Source organism: Streptomyces sp. NPDC057623, assembly GCF_042800355.1.
Taxonomy (GTDB): domain Bacteria; phylum Actinomycetota; class Actinomycetes; order Streptomycetales; family Streptomycetaceae; genus Streptomyces.
On the sequence record NZ_JBHVGZ010000004.1, the window covers coordinates 139,185 to 162,984 of the forward strand.

General features: G+C 71.5%; 22 protein-coding genes and 1 pseudogene. 10 read left to right on the plus strand and 13 right to left on the minus strand.

The features are described from left to right. Nucleotides 1–4 precede the first annotated feature (4 nt). The 4 genes from ACFU95_RS06350 to ACFU95_RS06365 are packed head-to-tail and all read left to right on the plus strand — an operon-like array spanning nucleotide 5 to nucleotide 4,936. Nucleotides 5–1,570 (plus strand): ABC transporter substrate-binding protein, encoded by a 1,566-nt coding sequence (locus ACFU95_RS06350; protein ID WP_383822543.1) that lies wholly within the window; start codon nucleotides 5–7, stop codon nucleotides 1,568–1,570. 59 nt (nucleotides 1,571–1,629) lie between these two features. Then, the gene (locus ACFU95_RS06355) at nucleotides 1,630–2,598 is read left to right on the plus strand and encodes an ABC transporter permease (protein WP_383822937.1); all 969 of its coding nucleotides are present in this window, start codon (nucleotides 1,630–1,632) and stop codon (nucleotides 2,596–2,598) included. After that, a complete protein-coding gene (locus ACFU95_RS06360) occupies nucleotides 2,595–3,389 on the plus strand; it encodes an ABC transporter permease (RefSeq protein WP_383822546.1) in 795 nt (264 codons plus the stop codon). Before ACFU95_RS06355 ends, ACFU95_RS06360 begins: the two co-directional genes overlap by 4 nt. Continuing rightward, nucleotides 3,386–4,936, plus strand: a complete 1,551-nt coding sequence (locus ACFU95_RS06365) for an ABC transporter ATP-binding protein (protein ID WP_383822548.1) — start codon at nucleotides 3,386–3,388, stop codon at nucleotides 4,934–4,936. Before ACFU95_RS06360 ends, ACFU95_RS06365 begins: the two co-directional genes overlap by 4 nt. Nucleotides 4,937–5,016: 80 nt before the next feature. Here the strand turns inward: ACFU95_RS06365 and ACFU95_RS06370 are convergent, their stop codons facing one another. From ACFU95_RS06370 to ACFU95_RS06385, 4 genes are all read right to left on the minus strand, one after another. Next, a complete protein-coding gene (locus tag ACFU95_RS06370) occupies nucleotides 5,017–5,724 on the minus strand; it encodes a DUF2470 domain-containing protein (RefSeq protein ID WP_383822551.1) in 708 nt (235 codons plus the stop codon). A gap of 108 nt (nucleotides 5,725–5,832) precedes the next feature. Beyond that, complete coding sequence (locus tag ACFU95_RS06375; RefSeq protein WP_383822940.1) at nucleotides 5,833–6,552, minus strand: FAD:protein FMN transferase; 720 nt, start codon at nucleotides 6,550–6,552, stop codon at nucleotides 5,833–5,835. A 22-nt stretch (nucleotides 6,553–6,574) separates the two neighbouring features. Beyond that, entirely contained in the window at nucleotides 6,575–6,988 is a 414-nt protein-coding gene (locus ACFU95_RS06380; RefSeq protein WP_383822554.1) for an FMN-binding protein, read from the minus strand. A gap of 19 nt (nucleotides 6,989–7,007) precedes the next feature. Next, a complete protein-coding gene (locus ACFU95_RS06385) occupies nucleotides 7,008–8,345 on the minus strand; it encodes a ferric reductase-like transmembrane domain-containing protein (RefSeq protein ID WP_383822558.1) in 1,338 nt (445 codons plus the stop codon). 152 nt (nucleotides 8,346–8,497) lie between these two features. Between ACFU95_RS06385 and ACFU95_RS06390 the strand changes: the two genes are divergently transcribed. Both ACFU95_RS06390 and ACFU95_RS06395 read left to right on the plus strand, forming a co-directional pair. Next, nucleotides 8,498–9,187, plus strand: a complete 690-nt coding sequence (locus ACFU95_RS06390; protein ID WP_383822560.1) for a response regulator transcription factor — start codon at nucleotides 8,498–8,500, stop codon at nucleotides 9,185–9,187. Further along, on the plus strand, nucleotides 9,184–10,650 hold the full coding sequence (locus ACFU95_RS06395) for a sensor histidine kinase (protein WP_383822562.1): 1,467 nt from the start codon (nucleotides 9,184–9,186) through the stop codon (nucleotides 10,648–10,650). Before ACFU95_RS06390 ends, ACFU95_RS06395 begins: the two co-directional genes overlap by 4 nt. A gap of 37 nt (nucleotides 10,651–10,687) precedes the next feature. Here ACFU95_RS06395 and ACFU95_RS06400 read toward each other — a convergent pair whose 3' ends face one another. Beyond that, nucleotides 10,688–12,625: an ArnT family glycosyltransferase gene (locus ACFU95_RS06400; protein WP_383822565.1), complete on the minus strand. Its 1,938-nt coding sequence runs from the start codon at nucleotides 12,623–12,625 to the stop codon at nucleotides 10,688–10,690. 220 nt (nucleotides 12,626–12,845) lie between these two features. Here ACFU95_RS06400 and ACFU95_RS06405 point away from each other — a divergent pair, with 220 nt between their 5' ends. Genes ACFU95_RS06405 through ACFU95_RS06415 form a run of 3 tightly spaced genes read left to right on the plus strand, consistent with a single transcriptional unit; the run spans nucleotide 12,846 to nucleotide 15,351 of the window. Next, nucleotides 12,846–14,003: an ABC transporter ATP-binding protein gene (locus tag ACFU95_RS06405; protein ID WP_383822568.1), complete on the plus strand. Its 1,158-nt coding sequence runs from the start codon at nucleotides 12,846–12,848 to the stop codon at nucleotides 14,001–14,003. Then, nucleotides 14,000–14,686: an ABC transporter permease gene (locus tag ACFU95_RS06410; RefSeq protein WP_383822571.1), complete on the plus strand. Its 687-nt coding sequence runs from the start codon at nucleotides 14,000–14,002 to the stop codon at nucleotides 14,684–14,686. The genes ACFU95_RS06405 and ACFU95_RS06410 overlap by 4 nt, the downstream gene beginning before the upstream one ends. Beyond that, a complete protein-coding gene (locus tag ACFU95_RS06415) occupies nucleotides 14,683–15,351 on the plus strand; it encodes an ABC transporter permease (RefSeq protein ID WP_383822574.1) in 669 nt (222 codons plus the stop codon). The genes ACFU95_RS06410 and ACFU95_RS06415 overlap by 4 nt, the downstream gene beginning before the upstream one ends. Nucleotides 15,352–15,501: 150 nt before the next feature. Here ACFU95_RS06415 and ACFU95_RS06420 read toward each other — a convergent pair whose 3' ends face one another. From ACFU95_RS06420 to ACFU95_RS06435, 4 genes and pseudogenes are all read right to left on the minus strand, one after another. Beyond that, nucleotides 15,502–16,029, minus strand: coding sequence for an ATP/GTP-binding protein (locus ACFU95_RS06420; RefSeq protein ID WP_383822943.1), 528 nt, complete (start codon nucleotides 16,027–16,029; stop codon nucleotides 15,502–15,504). Nucleotides 16,030–16,066: 37 nt separating this feature from the next. Next, nucleotides 16,067–16,544: pseudogene (locus ACFU95_RS06425) on the minus strand (DUF742 domain-containing protein); the annotation flags it as partial. Between the two features lie 23 nt (nucleotides 16,545–16,567). After that, nucleotides 16,568–17,047 carry a roadblock/LC7 domain-containing protein gene (locus tag ACFU95_RS06430; RefSeq protein WP_383822577.1) on the minus strand — a complete coding sequence of 160 codons (480 nt, stop codon included), beginning with the start codon at nucleotides 17,045–17,047 and terminating at the stop codon, nucleotides 16,568–16,570. Next, nucleotides 17,044–19,560 carry an ATP-binding protein gene (locus tag ACFU95_RS06435; RefSeq protein ID WP_383822579.1) on the minus strand — a complete coding sequence of 839 codons (2,517 nt, stop codon included), beginning with the start codon at nucleotides 19,558–19,560 and terminating at the stop codon, nucleotides 17,044–17,046. The genes ACFU95_RS06430 and ACFU95_RS06435 overlap by 4 nt, the downstream gene beginning before the upstream one ends. 312 nt (nucleotides 19,561–19,872) lie before the next feature. Between ACFU95_RS06435 and ACFU95_RS06440 the strand changes: the two genes are divergently transcribed. Beyond that, a complete protein-coding gene (locus ACFU95_RS06440) occupies nucleotides 19,873–20,829 on the plus strand; it encodes an ABC transporter substrate-binding protein (protein WP_383822582.1) in 957 nt (318 codons plus the stop codon). 69 nt (nucleotides 20,830–20,898) lie between these two features. On the opposite strand, the gene ACFU95_RS06445 is transcribed toward ACFU95_RS06440, so the two are convergent. From ACFU95_RS06445 to ACFU95_RS06460, 4 genes are all read right to left on the minus strand, one after another. Further along, entirely contained in the window at nucleotides 20,899–22,278 is a 1,380-nt protein-coding gene (locus tag ACFU95_RS06445; protein WP_383822584.1) for a glycoside hydrolase family 43 protein, read from the minus strand. A 162-nt stretch (nucleotides 22,279–22,440) separates the two neighbouring features. Next, nucleotides 22,441–23,028 carry an ATP/GTP-binding protein gene (locus tag ACFU95_RS06450; RefSeq protein WP_383822587.1) on the minus strand — a complete coding sequence of 196 codons (588 nt, stop codon included), beginning with the start codon at nucleotides 23,026–23,028 and terminating at the stop codon, nucleotides 22,441–22,443. Continuing rightward, the gene (locus ACFU95_RS06455) at nucleotides 23,015–23,395 is read right to left on the minus strand and encodes a DUF742 domain-containing protein (RefSeq protein ID WP_383822590.1); all 381 of its coding nucleotides are present in this window, start codon (nucleotides 23,393–23,395) and stop codon (nucleotides 23,015–23,017) included. Before ACFU95_RS06455 ends, ACFU95_RS06450 begins: the two co-directional genes overlap by 14 nt. Beyond that, on the minus strand, nucleotides 23,376–23,795 hold the full coding sequence (locus tag ACFU95_RS06460; RefSeq protein WP_048586515.1) for a roadblock/LC7 domain-containing protein: 420 nt from the start codon (nucleotides 23,793–23,795) through the stop codon (nucleotides 23,376–23,378). The genes ACFU95_RS06455 and ACFU95_RS06460 overlap by 20 nt, the downstream gene beginning before the upstream one ends. Nucleotides 23,796–23,800 lie beyond the last annotated feature (5 nt).

Consider the following 23,800-nt stretch of genomic DNA (forward strand, 5'->3'; position numbering starts at 1 on the left):
AGTCATGTACGACGAACGTTTCCCCGGCCTGCGCCGACGCGGCTTCCTCGCCGCCACCTCCGGCGCCGCCGCCCTCGCCCTCGTCGGCTGCTCAGGCGGCACCGACGACAAGGCGGCCGCCGGCTCCGGCACCCCGAAGCGCGGCGGACGGCTGCGTGCCGCGTTCGCCGGAGGCGGTGCGAGCGAGACCCTCGATCCGCACCTGGCCAACCTCTTCGCCGACGTCGCCCGCGCCAAGGCGCTCTTCGACAAGCTCGCCGACTACGGCGCCGACCTCTCCGCCCAGCCCCGGCTCGCCGAGAAGTGGGAGTCCAACAAGACGCTCGACCGCTGGCAGGTGACGCTGCGTCAAGCGAGCTTCCACGACGGGAGGCCGGTCACCGCCAAGGACGTCCTCTACAGCTACCGCCGTATCGCCGACCCGAAGCAGGCGTTCCGTGCGAAGGCGTCCCTGGAACCCATCGACCACGATGCCAGCCGCGCCACCGGCGAGCGGAGCATCGAGTTCGTGCTCAAGCGGCCCACCGCCGAGTTCCCCAACGTCCTGGCGGCGTTCGGCGCGTACATCGTGCCCGAGAACGCCACCGGGTTCGACGACGCGCCGGTCGGCTCCGGCCCCTTCCGGTTCGTCTCCTTCGCCCCCGGCCGCTCCGCCGTCTTCCGCCGCAACGACGACTACTGGGACGGCGCCCCGCTCCTCGACGAGATCGAGTTCGTCGTCGCGAACGAGGAGTCCGCCCGCGTCAACGCCCTCCTCGGCGGCCAGGTCGAGTACGCGCACGAGCTCAACCCGACGACCGCCCGCGCCCACGAGAACGGCGGCCAGATCGAGATCGTGCGACTGCGCAACAGCGCCATGCAGGCGTTCTGCATGAAGACCGACCGGGCGCCGTTCGACGACAAGCGGGTCCGTGAGGCCTTCTTCCTGATCGCCGACCGCCAGGAACTCGTCGACGGCGCGCTGTCCGGCGCCGGCGAGGTCGGCAACGACCTGTTCGGCAAGGGCTACGAGTACTACGCCGCCGACCTGCCGCAGCGCGAGCAGGACCTCGACAGGGCACGCGCTCTGCTGAAGAAGGCCGGCGCCGAGAAGCTGAAGGTCACCCTGGACACCTCGGCCGTCGCCGCCGGCTTCACCGAGGCCGCCGGCATCTTCCGCGACCAGGCCGCCAAGGCGGGCGTCACCGTCGACGTGAAGATGGGCAGCAAGGACTCCTACTGGAGCGACATCCTCGACAACGGCACCCTGTGCTGCTACCGCTCCGGCGCCATGCCCATCGAGGCCCATCTCTCGCAGCGCCTCCTCACCGACTCCACCACCAACGCCACCCAGTGGCGGCACAAGGACTTCGACGCCCTCTACCAGCAGGCCCAGTCCACCCGCGACAAGAGCCAACGCGCCGCCGTCTACGAGCGGATGCAGCGCCGTCTGTACGCCGAGGGCGGCTTCCTCATCTGGGGCTTCGCCGACTGGATCATCGGAACGGCCCGCACGGTGAGGGGGGTTGAGACGAAGGCCCCGGCAAACACGCTCGACTGGGCGCGCTTCGACAAGGTGTGGCTGGCGTGACAACGTGGTGGGGCGGCTCCGCCCCGGGGCGCGACCGGCCGCGACGGCGCCGCAGCCGCATGACGGCCGGTCGCGGCACTGCGAGTAGCTCTTTCGTCGCCCGGCGACTGATCCTCGGCGTCGCGCAGACCGTAGCCGTCGTGCTCCTGGTCTTCGCGCTCACCGAGGCGCTGCCGGGCGACGCGGCCGTGGCTCTCGCGGGCGACCAGCCGGACCCCGCCCGCATCGCCGCGATCCGCGAGGCGATGGCCCTGGACCGGCCGGCGTACGAGCGGCTGGCCGACTGGGCGACGGGCCTGCTGCACGGCGACTTCGGCACGTCGCTGGCCTCCGGCCGCCCGGTCACCCAGTACATCGCCGACGGCTTCGGCCCGACCCTGCTCCTGGCCGCGCTCACCCTCGCCCTGCTGATCCCGCTCGGCTTCGGCCTCGGTGTGCTCGCCGCCCGCCATGAGGGACGGCTCGTCGACCGGCTGGTCAGCTCGGTGACGCTGGCCGTGTACGCCGTCCCCGAGTTCGCCCTCGGGGTGCTGCTGGTGACGGTCCTCGCCCTGAAGCTGGCCTGGCTGCCGCCGACGGCGGTCGGCTACGGCACCGACCTGCTCGGCCATCCGGCGGCGCTGGTGCTGCCGGTGCTGGTCCTGCTGTCCCGCCCGGTGTGCTCCCTGTCCCGCCTGGTCCGGGCCGGCATGGTCGACGCGCTCGCCTCCCCCTACGCCGCCCACGCCCGCCGCTACGGCGTCCCCGGCGCCCGTGTGCGCTACGCCCACGCCCTGCCCAACGCCCTCGCTCCGGCCGCGCAGCAACTCGCCCGCACCGTCGACTGGTTGCTGTGCGGGGTGATCGTGGTCGAGGCCCTCTTCGTGATCCCGGGCCTGGGCACGGTCCTCCTCAACGCCGTGGCCGAACGCGACGTACCGGTGGTGCAGGGGCTGGCCGTGGTGTTCGGGGTGCTGACGGTCGTGCTCAACCTCGGCGCCGACCTGGTGGCCCACCGGCTCACTCCCCGTGCGGGGGTGGCCGCATGACGACGTACCGCCGATTCGGGCTCGGTGTCGCGGTCGTCGCCGTGCCCCTCGTGCTAGCCCTCCTCGGACCGCTGTTCGTGGGGGACCCGGGCCCGCGCGCCACCTCCTTCACCCTCGGCGGCGGCCACTGGCTCGGCACCGACTTCGTCGGCCGTGACGTCGCGCGGCAGGTCCTGCTGGGCGGCCGTACGGTCGTCCTCACCGCCCTGGCGGCGACCGCGCTCGCGTATCTCGTCGCCGTCCCGGTCGCGCTGGTCAGCGCCCTCACCCGGCTGCGCGGGCTGGAGGAACTGCTGATGCGGCCGCTGGACGTGCTGCTCGCCGTGCCGTCGCTGCTGCTGATCCTGCTCGTGGCCTCGGTGCTGTCGCCGGGAGCCGTCGGGCTGGCGCTGCTCGTGGCGCTGGTGAACGTGCCCGACGCGGCCCGGATCGTGCGGGCGGCGGCGGGGGAGGCCGCCGCGCGCCCGGCCGTCGAGGCGCTGCGGATGCAGGGGGAGACCTGGTGGCGGATCGCCGTCGGGTACGTCGGCCGGTCCGCGCTGCGCACCCTCGCCGCCGATGCCGGGATCCGGCTGACCGGCGTGCTGTACCTGGTGTCGACGGCCGCGTTCCTCGGCGTCGGCGTCGCACCGGACGCCGCCGACTGGGCGGTCATGGTCGACCGCAACCGCACCGGACTGCTGGTGCAGCCCTGGGCCGTGGTGGTGCCCGCGCTGCTGATCGTGGCGCTGACGATGGGCACCAACCTGCTCTTCGACGCAGCGCTGGAGAAGAAGGGACGACGCCGGTGAACCGAGCGACGGATGCGGCGGTCGCCGAGATCCGCGACCTGCGCGTCGAGATCGACGGCCGTGCGATCGTCGACGGCGTGAGTGTGCGGGTGCCGCCCGGCAGGGTGACCGCGCTGGTCGGCGCCTCGGGCAGCGGCAAGACCACGACCGGCCTGGCGCTGCTGGGGGAGTACCCGCCCGGCGCCCGGGTCACGGGCGAGGTACGGCGGCCGGGAGACGGCCCGGTGGGCTATGTGCCGCAGCACCCGGCGGCCGTCCTCAACCCGGCCCGCCGGGTCGGCGCCCTCCTCGACGACATCGCCCGCCCCCAGGTCCGCCACCTGCGCCGCGCCGAACGCCGTGCGGCCGCCCGCGCACTGGTCCTTCGGGCCCTGTCCGAAGCCCAACTCGCGGACGGCGAAGCTCTGTTGAGACGCCATCCGCACCAGCTCTCCGGCGGTCAGCAGCAGCGCGTCGTCCTCGCCCAGGCCCTGCTGCTCGGCGCCCGCGTCATCGTCGCCGACGAACCCACCACCGGGCAGGACGCGTTGACCAAGAGCCGTATCGTCGAGCAGCTGGCCGCCGTGGCGGCTCGCGGCATCGCGGTCGTCCTGCTCAGCCACGACCTCGACGTGGTCCGCGCCCTCGCCGACGAGGTCCTCGTCATGCGCGCGGGCCGGGTCGTCGAGTCCGGCCCCGTGGAGCGGCTGTGGACGGCGCCCCGGCACGAGTGGACCCGTCGGCTGCTCGACGAACAGCGCGCGGCAGGGCGGGCAGGGGCGAGCGACGGCACGGGGCGACCCGTGCTGGAGGTACGTGACCTGACCGCCGTGCACGACGGCGGGACCGTCGTCCTGCGCGCCCCGCACCTCACCCTCCACCGGGGCGAGTCCCTCGCCGTGGTCGGCCGTTCCGGCAGCGGCAAGACCACGCTCGCCCGCTGCCTCGCGGGCCTGCACCGGGACCACGACGGGGAGATCCTGCTCGACGGAGCACCGCTCCCGCGCAGCCTGCGCCACCGCGACCGGGCCCGACTCGCCGCCGTGCAGTACGTCTTCCAGGACGCCCGAGCCGCCTTCGACGAGCACCGGCCCGTGCTGACCCAGGTGGCCCGTACGGCGGTGCGGCTGCGCGGCGTGGACGAACGGGCGGCCACGGGCGAGGCGTTGACCACCCTGCACCGACTCGGCCTGGCGGCGGACCTGGCCCACCGCCGCCCCGGCGAACTCTCCGGCGGCGAACTCCAGCGCGCCTCCCTCGCCCGGGCCCTGCTCGCCCGTCCCCGGGTGCTGATCTGCGACGAGGTCACGTCCGGCCTGGACACGGTCTCCCGGCGGGCCCTGCTCGACGTCCTCGCGGGTCTGGTCGGGGAGGGCGACGACCTGTCCCTCGTCCTCATCACCCACGACCTCGACACCGCACGCCTGGCGCACCGCATCGCCGTACTGGACGCGGGTGAGCTGGTCGAACAAGGGCCGGGGCAGCAGGTCCTGACGGAGCCCCAGCACCCGTTCACGGTCTCCCTCATGCGGACCACCGAGCGTCTGGAGACGGGGACCCGAGGGTGAGAGCCGACCTCCGGGCGCCTTCGCGGAGGAGACGGGAAGGCCTCCGCGAGTGGCCCGGAGGTCGGCGGTTTTGGGGCGCCCTACGACCTGGTCGGCAGGTGACGGCCGCGCGGGCGGGCGGTGGCCTCGGCGAGCAGGGCGTGGATCTGACGCACCGCCTCTCCCGGGTGGGTGGCCGAGGTGGCGAAGGACAGCCGGACGTCGTGATGGGAGCCCGGCGTCTCCAGCCGGAGGACCAGGCCGTGCCGGTCGAGCCGCAGCGGCCGTACGGCAGTCGCGCCGAGCTGTTCCCGGGCCGGGAGCAGCCGGGCGAGCGGGGCCACGGTGTGGGCGTGGGCCGCGTCCAGCCGGGCCAGCATCTCCGCCTCGTGCCGGGCCAGCGGGTCCGGGGAGGCGAGGGTCAGTTCGTCGAGGCCGATGACGGTCGTCCCGGCGTCCTCGGTGAGCACGGCCCGGGCCGGATGGAACACCAGGTTCTTCGGCCCGAGCGCGCTGAGCCAGCCGCCCAGCGTCAGCCGGGAGCGCACGCGCTCGCGCACGGCGACGGCGGCGACGTCGGTGAACTCCACGAGGGTGGCGAGATCGCCCTTCGGTGCCACGGCCAGCTCGGCGGCCAGATGGCTGTCCGGCGGGTTGTGCAGGAGCAGCCGTGCCGCGGCGTCGACGGTGTGCAGGCCGATCAGCTCGACGCGGTGGCCCTGGGTGGTGACGGTGAGCGAGCCGGCCGCCGCCAGCACCGAGCGGGCACGCTCGGCGGGCGTCGGCTCAGGGCAGGGGGCAGCAGACATGGAGACCCTTCGAGAAGCCTGAGGCGTTCGACTTAGGTAAGCCTAACCTTATTCTGGCGTCTCTGGGTCGCCGACACGCGGTGAGCCGGGGTACGACGACCTACCCGGTCACGCCGCCCGCGCCTGCGCGGACGCCACCGGGAAGCCCTCCGTACGGAACACGCGCCGCTCCGCGTCCACGGCGAACACCGCGCAGCCCGGCCGCGAGGCGGCCCACGCGACGCCCTCCGCGCCCATCGCGAACGCGGCCGTCGCCACGGTGTCCGCCACGGTCAGGGAGGACGCCACCACACTCAACGAGAGCAGCCCCGTCGCCGGCCGCCCCGTCCGGCCGTCGATGATGTGGTCGCCGCGCTCGTAGCGCGCGGACGTGGCGACCGCCCCGTCGGTGAGCTCGGCCACCACGCACACCTTGTCGGCCTGTTCCGGGTGGCGTATCCCCACCCGCCAGGGCCCGCCGGCGGCGACCACGTCACCACCGGCGTTCAGCACGAAGCGCCTCGCTCCCGCGGCCTTCAGCAGCTCGGCCGCCCGCTGCACGGACCAGCCCTTCACCACCGCGCACGGATCGAGCCCGCGCCCGGGGAGCCGTACGTCGAAGGCGCCGCCGGTGGCGACCCGGTACTCCTCGCACAGGCCGAGGACTTCGGCGAGGTCCGCGCCGACCTCGTTCCGCGCGATCTCGCCCCGGTCCAGCCGGCACACCTCGCTGTCGGCCCTGAACGGGCTGAACCGGGCGTCGACCTCACGCAGCCACGCGAACACGGCGTCGGCCGTCTGTTCGCCGAGGTGCTCGTCGTCGACCCGCAGCGAGACCGGGAACCCCATCACATGCTCGACGCGGTGCACGTCAGGCGCCCTTGGCGTCGATGGCGGCCTGCAGCGACTCCTTGTAGCCGTCGCTGGTGATCGTGGCGCCGGACACGGTGTCGATGTCCGTGCTCTGTGCTTCCAGCGTCTCGGCGATCAGCTTCGGTACGGCGGCCGTGGTCTGCGGGTGGTTCGGCTGCTGGAGCATCTTCACAGCCGTGATCTTCGATCCCTCGAAGGTCACCTCGACCTGCACGGGACCCTTCTCGGTCTGCACGGTCGAGCCCTTGACGACCGTACTGCCGGAACCCGAACCCGACGCGGCGGAGGAGGACGCCGAGGGCGTCGAGGCCGGGGTGGCGGCCTCCGTGGCGGTGCCGAGCGACGGCTCGTAGCGCCACACCGGGATCAGGCCCACGGCGCTCAGGACCAGGACAGGTATTGCTCGCTTCACGTTGTCTTTCCCGTCCTGCTCAGCCGGCCAGGCTGAAACGCTCGAAGTGGACCTGCTGCCTGGGCACGCCCAGCTCGCGCAGGCTGCCGATCAACGCGTTCATCATGGGCGGCGGGCCGCACAGGAAGACGTCCCGGTCGGTGATGTCCGGGACCAGCCGCGTCAGCTCCGCCGGGGCCAGCCGGTCGGGGACGGGCGGGCCGGTCACCAGGTGCAGCTCGGCGCCCTTGGCGTGGGCGAGCTCGGCCAGCTCGCCGTACAGGACGGCGTCCCGGTCCGTGGCCACCCGGTAGATCACGACCGCGTGGCCGTGCAGCTCCTCCAGCAGCGCCCGGATCGGGGTGACACCGACGCCGCCCGCGATGAGCACGGCCTCCGGCCGGGTGCGGTGCATCGTGGTGAAGGCGCCGTAGGGGCCCTCGGCGAAGACGCGCGTGCCGACCTTGATGTGCCGCAGGCCCGCAGAACCGGCACCGGCCGCCTTGGCGGTGAGCCGCAGCTGGTTGCCGTCGGGCGCGGCCGACAGGGAGAACGGGTTGGCCTGCCACCAGCGGTCCTTCGTCAGGAACCGCCACAGGAAGAACTGACCGGCCCGCGCGGGCAGCCTGTCCAGGTCGCGGCCGGTGACGTAGACGGAGACGACGTTGTCGGACTCGGCGACGACGGCGGAGACGCGCAGCTGGTGGCGCCAGTTCCGCCACAGCGGCAGGACCAGCCGGCCGGTGAACACCGCGGCGAGGGCGACGCCCCACACGCCGTACCAGTACGCCGTGGCGGCGGAGGAGGAGGTGAAGGACGTACCGACGGCGACCTGGTGCGTGAACGCCAGGACCACCGCGACGTAGGTGTACAGGTGGATGAAGTGCCACGTCTCGTACGCCAGCCTGCGGCGCGCGAAGCGGGCCGACACCACGCCGATCACGATGATGATCCCCAGCGCGACGACGGCGCGCAGCACGCCCTCGACCGTCTCCGCGAGGTCGATCAGCTGGTTGACCGGGTCCAGGGAGGACGACTCGGCGTAGCCGAAGGTGATGAACACGGCGTGCGCGAGGAGGGCCCACAGGACGCTGAAGCCGGTCCAGCGGTGCCAGGAGGTCAGCCGGTCCATGCCGATCCGGCGGTCGAGCCAGGGCAGCCGGGCCACCAGCAGCAGCTGGAAGGCCATGAGAAGCGCGCCGAACAGGCCGGTGAGGCGGCCGAGCACGATGAGGGTGTTCGAGGCGAAACCGGCGGCGAAGAAGAAGTAGAGCACCACGGCCACGTTCGCGGCCAGCAGGGCGTACAGGCCCGTGCGGGCGACCACCCTGGGGCGTATCGCCGTGGGGGGCGCAGGGGGCGATTGGACGGTCGTCACGGGCGACAGCTCCTTGATCTCGTCTGTGGATACCGAGCTTGTCCGGCCGCAGCTGTCGAAAAGCTGTCGTACATCTTTCAAGTGTCTATCGATGTGGCCGCGGTACCCGAACCGCACCCGGGGAAGGGCGCCCGGTGCCGCAGTATGAACGGGTGGAGAAAGTACGCCTTCTGGTCGTGGACGACGACCCGCCCATCGCCGACCTCGTCGCGACGGTCGCCCGCTACGAGGGCTGGCAGGCGATCACCGCGAACTCCGGCGAGGAGGCGCTGCGGCTGGCCGCCGAGTTCCATCCGGACATCGTGGTGCTGGACCTGATGCTGCCCGACCTGGACGGATTCGGCGTCCTGGACCGGCTGCGCGGCGCCGGGACGATGGTGCCCGTGGTGTTCCTCACCGCCCGCGACGGGGTCGCCGACCGGGTGGCCGGGCTGACCCGCGGCGGCGACGACTACCTGGTCAAACCGTTCGCGGTGGAGGAACTGATGGCCCGGCTGCGGACCGTGCTGCGGCGCAGCGCCGGGCCCGGCTTCCAGCGTTCCGTCCTTCGGGTGGCCGACCTGATGATGGACGAGGACACCCGCGAGGTGCGCCGCGGCGACAAGCTGCTCACGCTCACCCCGACCGAGTACGAGGTGCTGCGCTATCTGATGCGCAAGTCGCCGACCGTGCTGACCAAGGCGCAGATCCTCGACCATGTGTGGGAGTACGGCTTCGGCGGCCGCTCCAACGTCGTCGAGCTGGTCGTCAGCCGGCTGCGCCGCAAGCTGGAGGACACCGGCACCCCGCTGATCCACACCGTCCGGGGCTTCGGCTACGTGATCCGGCAGGCGGCCGAGTGATCGGGCGGCTGCGGCGGACGTACCGGGGGATGCGGCTCGGGACCCGGCTGGCGCTGGGCCTCGCGGTGCTGTCGCTCGGGGTGTTCGCCGTCGTGGGCACCGCGCTGACGACGTACATGCGCGACTACCTGTCGGCCCAGCTCGACACCCAGCTGGCGCAGGGCCAGGTCGCCCAGTCCAAGAGCATCGCGGACTACGGCACGCTGTCCGGGAAGAAGTACTACAGCTGGTACTACGCCGTGTACGACGTGGCGGACGGCACTCCGGAGCTGCGCCGCCCCGAGGACCCCGCGGACCTGCCGGAGGACGTCGACGACTTCGCGTCCCTGGCCCAGGCGCAGAACACCGCGCACCAGGAGATCCTGCGCACCGAGCACCTCCGGGGCAAGGGCGAGTACCGGCTGCGCGCCTGCGAGGTCGAGCCCGGAGTGGTGCTGGTCAGCGCCGCGCCCATGGAGGACATCGAGGACACCGTGGGCCAGCTGATCACGATCCAGGTGGTCACCTTCGGGCTCGCGCTGCTGGCCCTCGTCGTCTTCGGGCGGGGGATGCTGCGTCGGGGCCTGAAGCCGCTGAGCGACATGGCGCACACGGCCCGCGGCATCACCTCGCACGACCTGACGGACTCGGCACGGCTGCCGGTGCGGCACGACGGGCGCAGCGGCGGCCCCGAGGTCGAGGAGCTGCGCACCGCGTTCAACACGATGCTGGAGCACATCGACGACTCCCTCGCGGTGCGCGCGGAGGCCGAACAGCGCCTGCGCCGCTTCGTGGCGGACGCCTCGCACGAGCTCCGTACGCCCCTGATGTCGGTACGGGGCTACGCCGACCTCTTCCAGTACGCCGCCGCCAACGCCCCCGAGGAGCGGGACAGGCACCTGGCCCGGCTGCGCGCCGAGGCCGCCCGCATGGGCTTCCTCCTCGACGACCTGCTGCTGCTCGCCCGCCTGGACGCCGCGGAGGTGGAGACGCCGCTGCGCCTCCAGGAGGCGGACCTGGTGGAACTGGTCGAGCTGGCGGCGGACGCGTTCCGGGTCACCCACGCCGACCACCCGCTGACGGTGGCGCCCGGACCCGGATCCCTGAAGCTGCGCCTCGACCCCCAGCGCATCCGCCAGGTCCTGGACAACCTCCTCACCAACGCGGCGGTGCACACCCCCGCCGGGACCGAGGTGTCCGTGGCGGTGTCGGTCGCGAACGGCGCGGCCCAGGCCCGCATCGCCGACGCCGGCCCCGGCATCCCGCCCGCCGACCGGGAGCGTGTCTTCGACCGCTTCTACCGCGTCGACAAGGCCCGCAGCCGCGACCGGGGCGGCAGCGGGCTGGGGCTGGCGGTCGCCCAGTCACTGGTCGCGGCCCACGGCGGCCGCATCGACCTGACCAGCGAGCCGGGGGCGACGGTGTTCACGGTGACGATCCCGTTGGCCGTGGACAGCACGCGGTCGGCCGACGCGGGCCGGTGAGGGGGCTTCCCCCGCCGGCCCGCGCAGCCGCCGGCCGTCAGCCGACGTCGGAGGCGTCCAGGCGGTACAGGCCGCTGTAGTCGCTCACCGCCGTGCCGTTCTTCTTGACCCACGTGGCGATCTCGGTGTTGGTGCTCTGACCGCCGTCGCCGCTGATGACGAGGTAGTGCAGCTCGCCGGACTTGACGAGGGCCTTGAGCTTGGCGAGCGTCATGGCCTCGTCGGTGCCGGACCAGCCGCCCATGGAGATCACCGGCTCACCGGACTCCAGGATGATCGAGGAGGCGGTCTGGTCGGTGGCCACCGCGACCAGCCAGGTGGCGCCGTCCTGGTTCTTCTTCAGGTACGTGATCATCTCGGAGGTGACCTGGGTGCCGCCGCCCATCTGACCACCGGCACCTGTCTTGGCCGAGCCAGCTGTCTTGGCCGCGCCACCGCTGGAGGTGCCGCCGCCCGGCCGCTGGCCGCCGCCCATGGCCCCGCCCCCGCCCATACCGCCCCCGGTGCTGGGCCCTGCCGTCGGGTTCGTGCCGTTGGTGCTCGCGGTCGTCGCCGCCGACACCGAGTACGCGGCGGGGCCGGCCAGCAGTGCCACGGCCGCCGCCAGCGCCGCGACCCCGATCAGCCGCCGCCGCTTCAGGAACCGCCCGGCCACCAGCCCGACCACCGCGACCGCGCCCGCGACCCCGACCACGACCTCGGCGACGGTGTACAGCGTCCCCGAACCGGAGACCCGCTCCAGCAGCACGACCGCCCACGCGGCGCTCGCAGCGACCGCACCCGGCAGCACCCAGCCCCTCCCCCACTCAAGCATCACACCGCCGATGCCGGCCAGCGCCGCGACACCGGGCGCCATGGCGGTGACGTAGTACGGGTGGAAGGTGCCTTCGGCGAGGGCGAAGGTCAGGTAGTGCAGGACGAACCAGCCGCCCCACAGCACGAGCGCCGCCCGCTGGGCGTCGGTTCGCGGGGCCCGCCCGCGCAGCGCCAGACCGCCGACGAGGGCCACGAGCGCGAACGGGATCAGCCAGGAGATCTGGCCGCCCATGATCTCGTTGAACATCCGGTACAGCCCGGCCTCGCCGCCGAAGCTCGCGCCGTTGCCCTGCGAGCCCACCGACGAACTCGCCCCGAAGATCCGGCCGAAGCCGTTGTAGCCGATGACGAGATCCCAGACGGTGTTGTCCGTGGACCCGCCGATGTACGGCCGCTGGGACGCCGGGACCAGATCGACGACCACCATCCACCAGGCGCTGCTCACCACCAGCGCGACCGTGCCGACGGCGAGATTGCGGATCCGCCGGCCCAGGGAGGCGTGGGCGGCCCACAGGTACACCAGGAAGAACGCGGGCAGGACGACGTACGCCTGCATCATCTTGGTGTTGAACGCGAAGCCGATCGCCACGCCCGACCACACCAGCGGCATCAGCCGCCCGGTGCGCACGGCCTTCATCAGCGCGGCGGCGCCGAGCAGCATCAGGAAGACCAGGACCGGGTCGGGGTTGGTGTCGCGGGTGATGGCGACGGTGATCGGTGTGAGGGTCAGGGCCAGCGCCGCGATCGTCGCCGCGACCACCCCGAAGTCCCGCTTGACCATCCGGTACAGCAGCGCCACCGAGCCGACGCCCACGGCGGCCATCGGCAGCAGCAACTGCCAGGTGCCGTAGCCGAACACACGGGCCGACAGGCCCATCACCCACAGCGCGAACGGCGGTTTGTCGACCGTGATGAAGCTGCCGGCGTCCAGCGCGCCGAAGAAGAACGCCTTCCAGCTCTGTGTGCCGCTGTAGACGGCCGCGTTGTAGAAGGTGTTGCCGGTGACGGAGGACAGGTTCCACGCGTACAGAGCCGCGGCCAGGACCAGGACCGCCCAGAACGCGGGGCGGGCCCAACGGGGGTCCTGCGGCGGACCGGTGAACAACCGGCGGGGGCCGGCGTTCCGGACGGGTGCGGAGGGCGGTGCGAGAGTCGTCATGGCAGTGACCATCGGGGCTGCTTCTGGGGGATCTCTGAGCCCGTGCTGAGGGAAGTCTGAGAATCAGCGGACTCACAGGTAGGTCACAGCGGGGCGGAGCCGGGCAGGGCCGTAAACCCGCAACACAATCCCGCAACACGACACGTCTAGACTCTCAACGGCCCGACGCCCGTGGTCGAAAGCGGGCAAAATCAGCCAAACCCGAAGGGCATTCGGCGTTTTGATACGGATAGATTCAGTCACCAAGCGGTACGCGGACGGCACGGTGGCGGTCGACCGGCTGTCGCTGGAGATACCCGACCGCTCGATCACCGTTCTCGTGGGGCCGTCGGGCTGCGGGAAGACGACGACGCTGCGGATGATCAACCGGATGGTCGAGCCCAGCGAGGGCACCATCCTCATCGACGGCGTGGACAGCCGGCAGCAGCCGGTCAACACCCTGCGCCGGTCCATGGGATACGTCATCCAGAACGCCGGTCTCTTCCAGCACCGCACGATCCTCGACAACATCGCCACCGTGCCCCGCATGCTCGGCTGGGGCAAGGAGAAGTCCCGGGCGCGGGCACGGGAGCTGATGGAGCGGGTCGGGCTCGACGGGGCACTCGCCAAGCGGTACCCCTACCAGCTGTCCGGCGGTCAGCAGCAGCGCGTCGGTGTGGCCCGGGCGCTCGCGGCGGATCCCCCGGTGCTGCTGATGGACGAGCCGTTCTCGGCCGTCGACCCCGTGGTGCGCAAGGGGCTGCAGGACGAACTCCTGCGTATCCAGGAGCAGTTGGGCAAGACCATCGTCTTCGTCACCCATGACATCGACGAGGCCGTCAAGCTCGGCACCATGGTCGCCGTGATGCGCACCGGCGGCAAGCTCGCCCAGTTCGCCCCGCCCGCCGAGCTGCTGTCCCACCCCGCCGACGCGTTCGTGGAGGACTTCCTCGGCGCCGACCGCGGCATCCGGCGGCTGTCCTTCTTCCCCTCGGCCGGCCTGGAACTGCTGACCGAGCCGATCGTCGCCGTGGACGCCACCGCCGAGCGGATCACCGCGGCCGGCGCGGCCGGCACCCCGTACGTCCTCGTCACCGATGCCGACGGCAGGCCGCTGGGCTGGAGCGAGCCGCAGGAGCTCACCGCCGGGGAGATCACCACCGGCCGACTGCTGTCGTACGGGCGCCCGTTCGTGACCGGCACCGACTCCCTGCGGGCCGCCCTCGACTGTGCCGTGCTCTCGCCCACCGGGTGGGCCGTCGCCGTGGACGCCGAGGGCCGGGCCACCGGGGTCGTCTCGCAGCAGGTCATCGGCGAGGCCATCCGGGGTGCGCACGCGGAGCGCGGTGGGGACGCGGAGCGCGGCGGGGACGGCAAGGCCGAGAAGGTCGCGCCATGAGCGAACTCTTCGATCTGCCCAGCGACCTCCAGAACAGCTACCTCGGACTGGTCGCACTGCACCTGCGCGAGGCCCTGATCCCGGTGCTCGCCGGGCTGCTCGTGGCCCTGCCCGTCGCCCAGCTGTGCGTGCGGGTCCGCTGGCTGTACGCGCCCGTGCTGTGGGTGACGACCGTGCTGTACGCGATTCCCTCGCTCGCCTTCTTCGTCATCCTCATCGACTACACCGGCCTGAGCGAGCTCACGGTGATGATCCCGCTGGCCGTCTACAGCCTGGTGGTGCTGGTCCCGGCGATCGTGGACGGGGTGCGGTCGGTGCCGCAGGAGACGCTCGCCGCCGCCACCGCCATGGGCTTCGGGCCCGTACGACGCTATCTCCAGGTGCAGTTGCCCATCGCCGCGCCGGCGATCCTCGCCGGGCTGCGGGTGGCGTCGGTGTCGAGTATCTCCCTCGTCAGCGTCGGCATGCTGATCGGCAACGAGGGCGCTCTGGGCAACCTGCTCAACAGCGGCCTGATCTACAACCAGCCCCGTCTGATCTGGCTCTCCGTGGTGGGAACGGCCGTCCTCGCCCTCCTCGTCGACGCCGCGCTGATCGGCCTCCGTGTGCTGCTGACGCCCTGGATGCCGCGCGCCACCCGCAAGAACGCACGCACCCTCGCCGTGAAGGAGGCCGCCCGGTGAACGTCCTGAACTTCATCAACTCCTTCTTCAGCGACAACGCCCACTGGCAGGGCTACGACGGGATCCCGACACGCGTCGGCGAGCACCTCGAATACACGCTGATGGCCCTGGGCATCGCCGCCGCGGTCGGACTGCCCGTCGGCCTGATCACGGGCCACACCGGGCGCGGCGGCAACGCGCTCGCCCTCATCGCCACCTCCGCCCGGGCGTTGCCCAGCTTCGGCCTGATGGTGCTGATGTTCATCCTGCTCGGCCTGGGCATGGCCCCCGTCATGATCCCGCTGGTCGTGCTCGCCATCCCGCCCATCCTCGTCACCACCTACGAGGCGATGCGCTCGGTCGACCCCGCCCCGGTGGACGCCGCCCGCGGCATGGGCATGGCCGAGACCGCGGTCCTGTTCCGGGTCGAACTGCCCGTCGCGCTCCCGCTGATCCTCAGCGGCCTGCGCTCGGCGGCCATCCAGATCGTCTCGACGGCCACCATCGCCGCGTACGTCAGCTTCGGCGGTCTCGGCCGCTACATCATCGACGGCCTCTACCAGCGCAACTACGAGAAGGTCGTCGGCGGCGCGACACTGGTCGCCGCCATGGCGTTGGCGACGCTGGGGCTGTTCTGGGCGGTGTCACGACTCGCGGTGTCGCCGGGGGTGCGCAGGCGGGGCTGAGCGGCCCTGGCGAAGTCAGCGGCGGTTCGGCAGCGCCGTCAAGGGGCGCGGGCCTGTATCGATGTGCGGCTCCGCCGCGTGGGCGCGACCAGCCACGACGGCGCCGCAGCCGATCGACTACCAGTCGTGGCACTTCCTGCGGAGCGCTTGTCATCCCGCCGCGCGGGCCAACGCCAGTTCCAGTACGACCAGCAGAGCGTCCCGCACGGACGTGCGCTCGCGGGCGTCGAAGACGACGACCGGGACGCCGTCGGTGACGTCGAGGGCCCAGCGGATCTCCTCCAGGGTGTGCTCGACCCTGCCGTCGAAGGCGTTGGCGGCCACCGCGAAGGGGATGCCACGGTGCTCGAAGTAGTCGACGGCGGCGTAGCAGTCGTCGAACCGCCGGGTGTCGACGATGACGAGCCCGCCGACCGCGCCCTCGACGATGTCGTCCCACATGAACCCGAACCGCTCCTGGCCGGGCGTGCCGAACAGGTACAGCTTCAGGGTGGGGTCGATGGTGAGGCAGCCGAAGTCCATGGCCACGGTGGTCGTGGTCTTGAGCGGGGTGTGCGTGAGGTCGTCCACGCCCGCCGCGACCTCCGTGATGGCGGCCTCGGTGGTCAGCGGCTCGATCTCGGAGATCGAGCCCACGGCGGTGGTCTTGCCCACGCCGAAGCCGCCCGCGATCACCATCTTGACCGGCAGCGGTGGGCGTACGGAGGCCGGTTCGGTCGTCGTCACGGAGTGACCCCTCGTGAGTCGGGGATGGCGCGCAGGCCGGCGATGACCCTGCGCAGAACGGATGCGTCGTGGACGATGCCGGAGTCGGGCACGTGCACCGTCAACTGCCCCGCGGCGCGCAGATCCTCGGCGAGGACGCGCACCACGTTGAGGTGCAGCCGCAGCCGGGCCGCGATCTCCGCGATGGACTGCGGCAACCGGCAGACGGCCACGATGTCGTGCTGCTCGAAGGCGAGCCGGTCGAGCGAGTCGATCCCCTCGGTGGTGGCCACCACCTGGGTCTCGACGGGCATCGACCGGCCGTCGGTGTCGGCCGCCACCCGCCCGGCGGTGACCAGGAACGGCCGCACGGCGGAGGCGGGTCCGACTGGCTCCGGCCGCCCTTCGGGGGCGGACCCGGACCCGGCTTCCTCCGGCTCGCCCGGGTCGGACCCGTCCGGCTCCGGCGTCGAAGTGCCGTCCGCCATGGGGTTGTCCGTCCTTCCCGGCGTCAGCGGGCCGACGCGGTGCCGACGCTGTTCTTCAGCTCCAGCACGAGCTGCGGACTGAGCGCGGACCCGGCACGGTTGGCGAACACGGTCATCTCGTAGGCGATGTTGCCCAGCTTGGCCTCCTTGTCGGTGACCACGCCGAGGACGGCGCCGCTGCCGATCGCGGAGACCAGGACGTGGCCGCCCTCCAGATCGATGATGACCTTGTTGAGGCCGCCGAGGCCGTAGTTGCCGGAGGCACCGGCGGCCAGGCTGGTGATGCCGGAGACGATCGCGGCGAGCCGTTCCGAATCGGCGTGCTCACGCAGCTCCGACACCGCGATGAGCAGGCCGTCGGACGAGACCGCGATGGCGTCGACGACACCGGCCGTCTCCTTCGCGAAGCGATTCAGCAGCCAGGTGAAGTCGGCTGCGGCGGCCTGTAGTTCGGCCTGTGTGGGGCCTCCCACCGGGGTGCCACCTGTCGACGACGTGCTCACTGCTCCGCTCCTTCCGGGGGGTCGTTCTGGTCTTGCACATGGGGGGTCGGGACGAGGGGCGCGGCGAGGACGGAGTGTTCTCCGGTGTCGCCGTGCCGAATGTCGTGCCGCGCGCGTTCCACGGCGGCCTCGAACTCGTCGAGCGAGGCCCGCACGGCCTCCGCGTCGAGCGTCCGCGGCGGCTCCTGCCGCAGCGCCGCCTGCCGCTCGGAGGCCTCGGTGGTCGTACGCAGGGTCGCGCCGCGGACGCGGCGGCGAAGGGGGCGGGCCGTGGCGACGGCCGGCTCCGGCTCGTGGTCGGCCCGGGCGTGGTCGACGGGTGTCGCGTCGCCGTCACCGTTCCCGGACGGCGGTTCCGCCGGCCCACGGTGCGAGACCCGGCGGGGCAGCGGCCGCGGGCCGTCCCCGCCCGCCTCGTCGTGCGCATCGCTGTCCGGCCGTACGGCATCCCCCGGCACGGCGGCCGAGGGCCTGGGCCCGGCGGCGAGGGCCGCGGGCGTCGCGGCGACGGGCGCCGCTTCGGTGGAGACCGCCGCCAGGGCCGCCGTAGCCGTCGATCCCGTCGTGCTCCCCGTCACCAACAGCGAGGTCGGCACCGTCACCTCGGCCGTCACACCACCGCCCGGCGTACGCGACAGCTCGACCGCGATCTCCCAGCGGCGCGCCAGGGCGCCGACCACGAACAGGCCGAGCACCTTCGTCGGTACGAGGTCGAGTCGTTCGCGGCGGATCAGCCGGGCGTTCTCCTCGGTGAGGCGTTCGGGGGTCATGCCCAGGCCGTGGTCGCAGACGACGATCACCGCGTCGTTGCCGGACATCGCCACCGTCACCTCGACGGGGCTGCCCTCCGGCGAGAACGACACCGCGTTCTCCAGGAGTTCGGCCACCATCAGCGTCAGGTCGCCGATGACCTCCGGCTCCACCATGGCCTCGGTCCGCGCGCGCAGCTCCACCCGCTGGTAGCCCTCGATCTGGCCGAGCGCGGCGCGTACGACGGTGGTGAGCGCGCTGGGTCCGGAGTCGAGGACCGTCTCGTGGATGCCGGCGAGCAGCATCATGCTGTCGGCGTTGCGGCGCAGACGGACCGCGATGTGGTCGATGGAGTAGAGACGTTCCAGGAGCGCGGGATCCGTCTCGCCCCGCTCCACCGCGTCGATCAGGGACAGCTGGCGGGTGGTCAGGTTGCTGACCCGGCGGCCCACGTTGCCGAACATCTCGGCGGTGTTGCGCCGGCTGAGCACCTGCCGCTCCAGCAGCGCGGCGGCCATCGTCTGCACCTGGTTGAACGTCTCGGCGAGTTCGCCGATCTCGTCGCGTGCGGTGACCGGCACCGCGCCCAGCCGGGGCGGGCCGTCGTCCTCGGCGTCGTCGTCGGCCACCCGGGCCAGCTCGCGCTCGGCGACCTCGGCGACCTGCCGCGCGGCCCCCGTGAGGGCCTGCACGGGGCGGACCACCGAGCGGCGCACCAGCATGGCGAGGACCAGCCAGACCGCGAAGCCGAACAGGGCGATCCCCAGCAGCAGGAGCGCGCGCCACGCCGCCTGGTCCGAGGCGCTCTCCGCCTGGTCGGCGATCTGCCCGATGAGCGAGGTGGTGATCGCCAGCCGGGTCCTGGCCTGGTCGCGGTAGGCGCCGTAGGAATCGAGCGCCTGCGCCAGCGACTTGCGGATCTCGGCGGGCGAACCGGCCTGCACCGCGCCCGGGTCGATCTGCAGCTCGGCGTACTGCCGGCTGATGGTGCTCTGGGCCTGGGTGTACCTGATCCCTTCGAGCGTGTCCGCCTGGGCCTCGGTGGCGAACCGGGCGAAGCGTTCGGCCTGATGGGTGTACTCGTCGTAGGCGCCGATCGCGCCGATGAACTCGATGAGCGCGTTGGAGTCACCGGTCGACGCGGAGAAGACGCCGGTCTCGAAGGCACTGTGGGCGGCGCCCGCGCGCAGCAGCGAGTCGAGCAGGTTGCCGGTGAAGGCGGTCGCGAGATCCGGGTTGCGGTCCAGGGCCAGGCCGTCGATCAGCGCCTGCGCGGCGTGCGTGTAGGCGGGGTCGATGTTGCTGGCGGGCAGGTAGCCCTGCTCGACGGTGTCACGCAGGCTGCTCAGGCCCTCGATCCCGCGCAGGGCCTGTGCCTCGGTCTCCGGCAGCCGTTCCCCGAAGGCGTCGCGCACCCGCTGGACCTGGGCGTTCACGCTGGACTGCGCCGTGCGGTAGACGGCGGACGAGGGCTCACCGCCCCGGGCGGCCTCGTGCCGCACGGAGAGCAGGATCGCCTGCTGGTGCTCGGCGGCCAGCCGGTCGACGAGGGTCGCGACCTCGACGCTCTCCCGGACCAGCCGGGCGGCGTCGGCGGCGTCGCGCGACTGCGCGGTCTGGTCGGCGATGAGGTAGGCGAGAAGGGCCACCACCACGGTCAGCGGCACACCGACCAGGAGGTTGAGCTTACGTCGGAACGGCCAGCGGTCGGCGAAGCCGCCTGTACGACGCGGACGGGGCGCGCCCACCTCATGAGTGGCCACCCTGCCTCCTTCTCCTTCGTGGGCGTCGCACGGCGCACGAAGGTCGCACGTGACCGTTGTTGATCGAGTATGAAACGGCTTTCTGCGAGGGACGGTACCGCCCCTGGGTCTCCGTGACCGGAACTGTACGTCAAGAATCCATTACGACCCCCTGCACCCCAACCGTCCCTCCTTCACATCGGAGCGCAACTGCCCGTTACCGTCCGATTTTTGAGTCCAATCGGTGACCTGACCGCCCTTGACTGACCGAGAACCCGCTGGATTGGATCAGTGGAAGAGCTCTCCCAACCCCCTGAATCCGGAACGGGAATCGTGACTTTCACCGCCGCACGCAGCAGGTCCCTCAGGAACCATCCCGGCGTGGCCGCCGTCGCGCTCGCCGCCACGGCCGCGCTGCTGGCGGGATGTTCCTCCTCCGACGACAAGTCCGACCCTCTCGCCGAGGACCAGCCGAGCGGCGACACCGTCGTCGTCGGCTCGAACAACTTCGCCGAGAGCATCCTGCTCGCCGACATCTACGGCGAGGCCCTCAAGGCCAAGGGCGTCGAGGTCACCTACAAGCCCAACATCGGCAGCCGTGAGACGACCTACGGCCTGCTGAAGAACGGCTCCATCACGGTGCTGCCGGAGTACAACGGCTCGCTGCTCGCCTACCTCGACCCCAAGGCGGAGCAGAAGTCGGCCGACGCCGTGGACACCGCGGTGAAGGGCGAGCTGGACTCCAAGCTGACGCTGCTGGCATCCTCGCCGGCCGAGAACAAGGACTCCGTCAGCATCAACGCCGAGACGGCGAAGAAGCACGGCCTGACCGCCGAGTCCAGCCTCGAGGACCTCAAGGACATCGCCCCGGACCTGGTGATCGGCGGCTCGCCCGAGTTCCAGACCCGCCAGCAGGGCCTGAAGGGCCTGGAGTCCGAGTACGGGCTGAAGTTCAAGTCCTTCAAGGCGCTGGACGCGGGCGGCCCGCTGACCCAGGCGGCGCTGACGAAGAACACCGTGCAGGCCGCGGACATCTTCACCACGGATCCGACCATCACCAAGGAGGGCTTCGTCGTCCTGAAGGACCCGAAGAACCTCTTCGGCTTCGCCAACGTGACCCCGCTGGTCTACAAGAGCGGTCTCTCCCAGGAGGGCGTCGACGCGCTCGACGCGGTCTCGGCCAAGCTGGACACCAAGACGCTCCTCGACCTGGACTCCCAGGTGCAGCTGGAGAACAAGGACCCGCTGGACGTGGCCAGGGCCTGGCTGAAGTCGGCCGGACTGGTCTGACGTGGCGCGAAGCGGGGTTGTGGCCGGTCGGCGCCGCCACAACCCCGCTTCACGGCTGTCCGGGGCCGGTCAGTAGCCCACGTAGAAGGTGGCGTCCTGCCGTTCGGTGGCCGTGGAGACCGGGTCGATGCGCAGGGCGAAGTCGGAGTGCCTGATGTAACGCGTCGGGTTGTTGTACGAGCGGAACGACGCCCACGAGGAGTCGGCGAGCCCGGCCGTCCGGTAGAACGTCGCGTCTGCCGCGAACGTCGACGTGCCGTCGTTCGCGTCGACGCGCAGGGCGTAGTTGTAGTGCCGCAGATACCGGGTCGGGTAGTTGACCGACTGGAACGAGACGGCGGAGGAGTCGGCGAGGCCCGGCACCAGCTTCCACTGGGAGTCGGGGAACGGGTCGAAGGGGTACTCGTCGATCCGGCCCACGAAGCCGCTGTGCCGGACGTAGCGCGCCGGGTAGTTGTACGACTTGAGCCGGTTCCAGGCGGGGGCGCCCCACTTGGCTATCAGGTTGTTGTACTCGGTCGACGTGATCGGGTGGATGCCGCAGTGCTTGGAGTTCAGCGGCTGGGTGTAGAGCTTCTGGTCCAGCGCAGTCCAGGTCCCGGAGGCCAGGTCGCCCGTCTGCCAGACGTAGAAGACGCCGTTCGGCGTGTAGGTGTCGCCCCAGAGGTACCAGGTGTTGCCGGTCAGGGACTTCACGACCGTCGGGGCCTCGGTGCCCCCGTGGTTCACCGCCGTGCTGAACGGGGTGAAACTGCCGGGGTTCAGGCTCGTCGAGCGGGCGCCGACCAGGGTGCCGTTCCTCTTGAAGTAGAGGTAGTTGACGCCCTTCACGCCGACGGTGAGGTTGCCGTCGATGACGTCGTAGCCGGGGTCGAAGAAGACCTGGGGGCTGGTCGTCGTACGGAAGTCGGTCGTGTAGCTGACCATGATGACGTTGTGGCCGCTGCTGTTCACCGACGAGTAGAGGATGCCGTACTGGCCGCGTGCGGCGTCCCAGAAGGCCTCCGGCGCCCAGCTGTGCGTGGTGGTCATGTCGTGCAGCTTCAGCAGCCGGTAGCCGGTGAAGGTGCGCAGGTCGGTGGAGTCCCAGACGTGGATGTTGACGCTGGTGCGGGTCCAGTCCGTACCGCTCAGGTCGGTCGCGAGGACGGTGAACGTGCCGTCCTGCTTGCGCAGCAGGAACGGGTCGCGCAGACCGCCGGCGCCGAGGGTGGGGGTGGCGACGGGGGCGTTCTGGTTGAGCGGGGTCCAGCGCAGGCCGTCGGTGCTGACGGCGAGGTGGAGGTTGTAGTCGGCCTCCAGCATGGTGTTGGACTCGGTGAAGTAGACCATCGCGTACGCCGAGTCGGCGGCGTGGGCGGTCCCCGCACCGAGGGTGAGGGCACCGGTCGCGGCGAGCGGGACGGTGGCGGCCATGCCGAGGAAGTGTCTGCGGGAGGGGTGCGTCATGCGGCTCTCCAGGGGGTGCGGGGGGCTTGTCTTACAACTCTGCGGCCGATATTTCGAACGTGGTTCGGGGAATCGACCAGAAATTAGGAGAGAGCCGAGGCCACGTCAATCACATGGTCACCCTTGGCGGATTCCCGCCACACGGACGCGACCGCTCGCGGCTCAGTCGGCCTCCTCGGCGTCCGCGATCAACTGGTCGATCAGGGCGATCAGTACGTCACGGCTCGACTCGCGCTCACGGGCGTCGCACAGCAGCACCCGTACGTGCTCCGGGAGCGCCAGAGCCTCCCTGATGTCCTCGGCCGGGTAGGGATGGGCGCCGTAGAAGCCGTTGACGCCGACGACGAACGGGATGCCCCGGCGCTCGAAGAAGTCGATCGCCGCGAAACTGGACTCCGGCCGGCGGACGTCGACCAGCACGACGGCCCCGAGCGCGCCGATCGCCAGGTCGTTCCACATGAACCAGAACCGCTGCTGTCCGGGGGTACCGAACAGATACAGCACCAGCTCCCGGTTGATGGTGATGCGGCCGAAGTCCAGGGCCACGGTGGTGGCCCGCTTCTCCTCGATGCCGTTGAGGTCGTCGATGCCCAGCCCCGCGGCGGTGAGGGACTCCTCGGTGCGCAGCGGGGCGATCTCGCTCACCGACCCGACCATGGTGGTCTTGCCGACGCCGAAACCGCCGGCGATGAGTATCTTGACCGTGTCGGGGGCCGTGATCGCCCCCACGGTGGTGTCAGAGCCGGCCAAGGCCGTCCCTCACTTTCTGCAGCAGGTCCAGATCCGGGGTGCGGGGGGTGACGGGGTGCGGCGGGTGCACGGTGATCAGACCCGCCTCCAGCAGATCGCAGAGCATGATGGCCACCACGCTCACCGGCAGGTCGAGATGGGCCGCCAGCTCCGCCACCGCGAGCGGCCGGGCGCAGTACCGCAGGATCCGCGTCTGCTCGGGCTGCGGACGCGGCGCCCGCTCCGGCGGCGGATCCACCGCCGTCACCGTCGTGATCAGGGTGAAGTCGCTGCGGCTGGGCCGGGTCCGGCCGCCGGTCAGCGTGAAGGGACGTACCAGCCGGCCCGCCGAATCGTCTCCGGCCACCTCACGCGCCAGGGCCGACATGGGCCCGCGGTGCCGCCGACAGATGCTCGCCGATCTTCTTCACCAGCATGTTCATCTGGTACGCCACCACGCCGACGTCCGCGCCCTGGTTGGTGAGGACGACGAGATGGGCGCCGGGCCCGGCCGAGGTGAGGATCAGATAGCTGTTGGCCATCTCGATCAGCGCCTGCCGCACCGGCCCGCCTCTGAAGTCCAGACTGACGCCCTTGCTGAGGCTCATCAGCCCCGACGCGGTCGCCGCCAGCCGCTCGGCGTCGTCGCGCAGGAACCCGGTCGACTTGCTCACCACCAGACCGTCCTCGGAGAGCACGACGGCATGGTTGACGTCGGCGACCCGCTCCACGAGTCCGGTGAGCAACTGATCGAGCTGGGTGTCCGTGGCGGGGGTGGGGCGTGTCATAACGA

Excerpts from the sequence above, each read along its gene's own strand:
- ACFU95_RS06350 (WP_383822543.1), top strand. The coding sequence starts at position 5 with ATGTACGACGAACGTTTCCCCGGCCTGCGCCGACGCGGCTTCCTCGCC.
- ACFU95_RS06355 (WP_383822937.1), top strand. The coding sequence starts at position 1,630 with ATGACGGCCGGTCGCGGCACTGCGAGTAGCTCTTTCGTCGCCCGGCGA.
- ACFU95_RS06360 (WP_383822546.1), top strand. The coding sequence starts at position 2,595 with ATGACGACGTACCGCCGATTCGGGCTCGGTGTCGCGGTCGTCGCCGTG.
- ACFU95_RS06370 (WP_383822551.1), bottom strand. The coding sequence starts at position 5,724 with ATGTCTGCTGCCCCCTGCCCTGAGCCGACGCCCGCCGAGCGTGCCCGC.
- ACFU95_RS06375 (WP_383822940.1), bottom strand. The coding sequence starts at position 6,552 with ATGGGGTTCCCGGTCTCGCTGCGGGTCGACGACGAGCACCTCGGCGAA.
- ACFU95_RS06400 (WP_383822565.1), bottom strand. The coding sequence starts at position 12,625 with ATGACGACTCTCGCACCGCCCTCCGCACCCGTCCGGAACGCCGGCCCC.
- ACFU95_RS06410 (WP_383822571.1), top strand. The coding sequence starts at position 14,000 with ATGAGCGAACTCTTCGATCTGCCCAGCGACCTCCAGAACAGCTACCTC.
- ACFU95_RS06420 (WP_383822943.1), bottom strand. The coding sequence starts at position 16,029 with ATGGTGATCGCGGGCGGCTTCGGCGTGGGCAAGACCACCGCCGTGGGC.
- ACFU95_RS06445 (WP_383822584.1), bottom strand. The coding sequence starts at position 22,278 with ATGACGCACCCCTCCCGCAGACACTTCCTCGGCATGGCCGCCACCGTC.
- ACFU95_RS06455 (WP_383822590.1), bottom strand. The coding sequence starts at position 23,395 with ATGTCGGCCCTGGCGCGTGAGGTGGCCGGAGACGATTCGGCGGGCCGG.
- ACFU95_RS06460 (WP_048586515.1), bottom strand. The coding sequence starts at position 23,795 with ATGACACGCCCCACCCCCGCCACGGACACCCAGCTCGATCAGTTGCTC.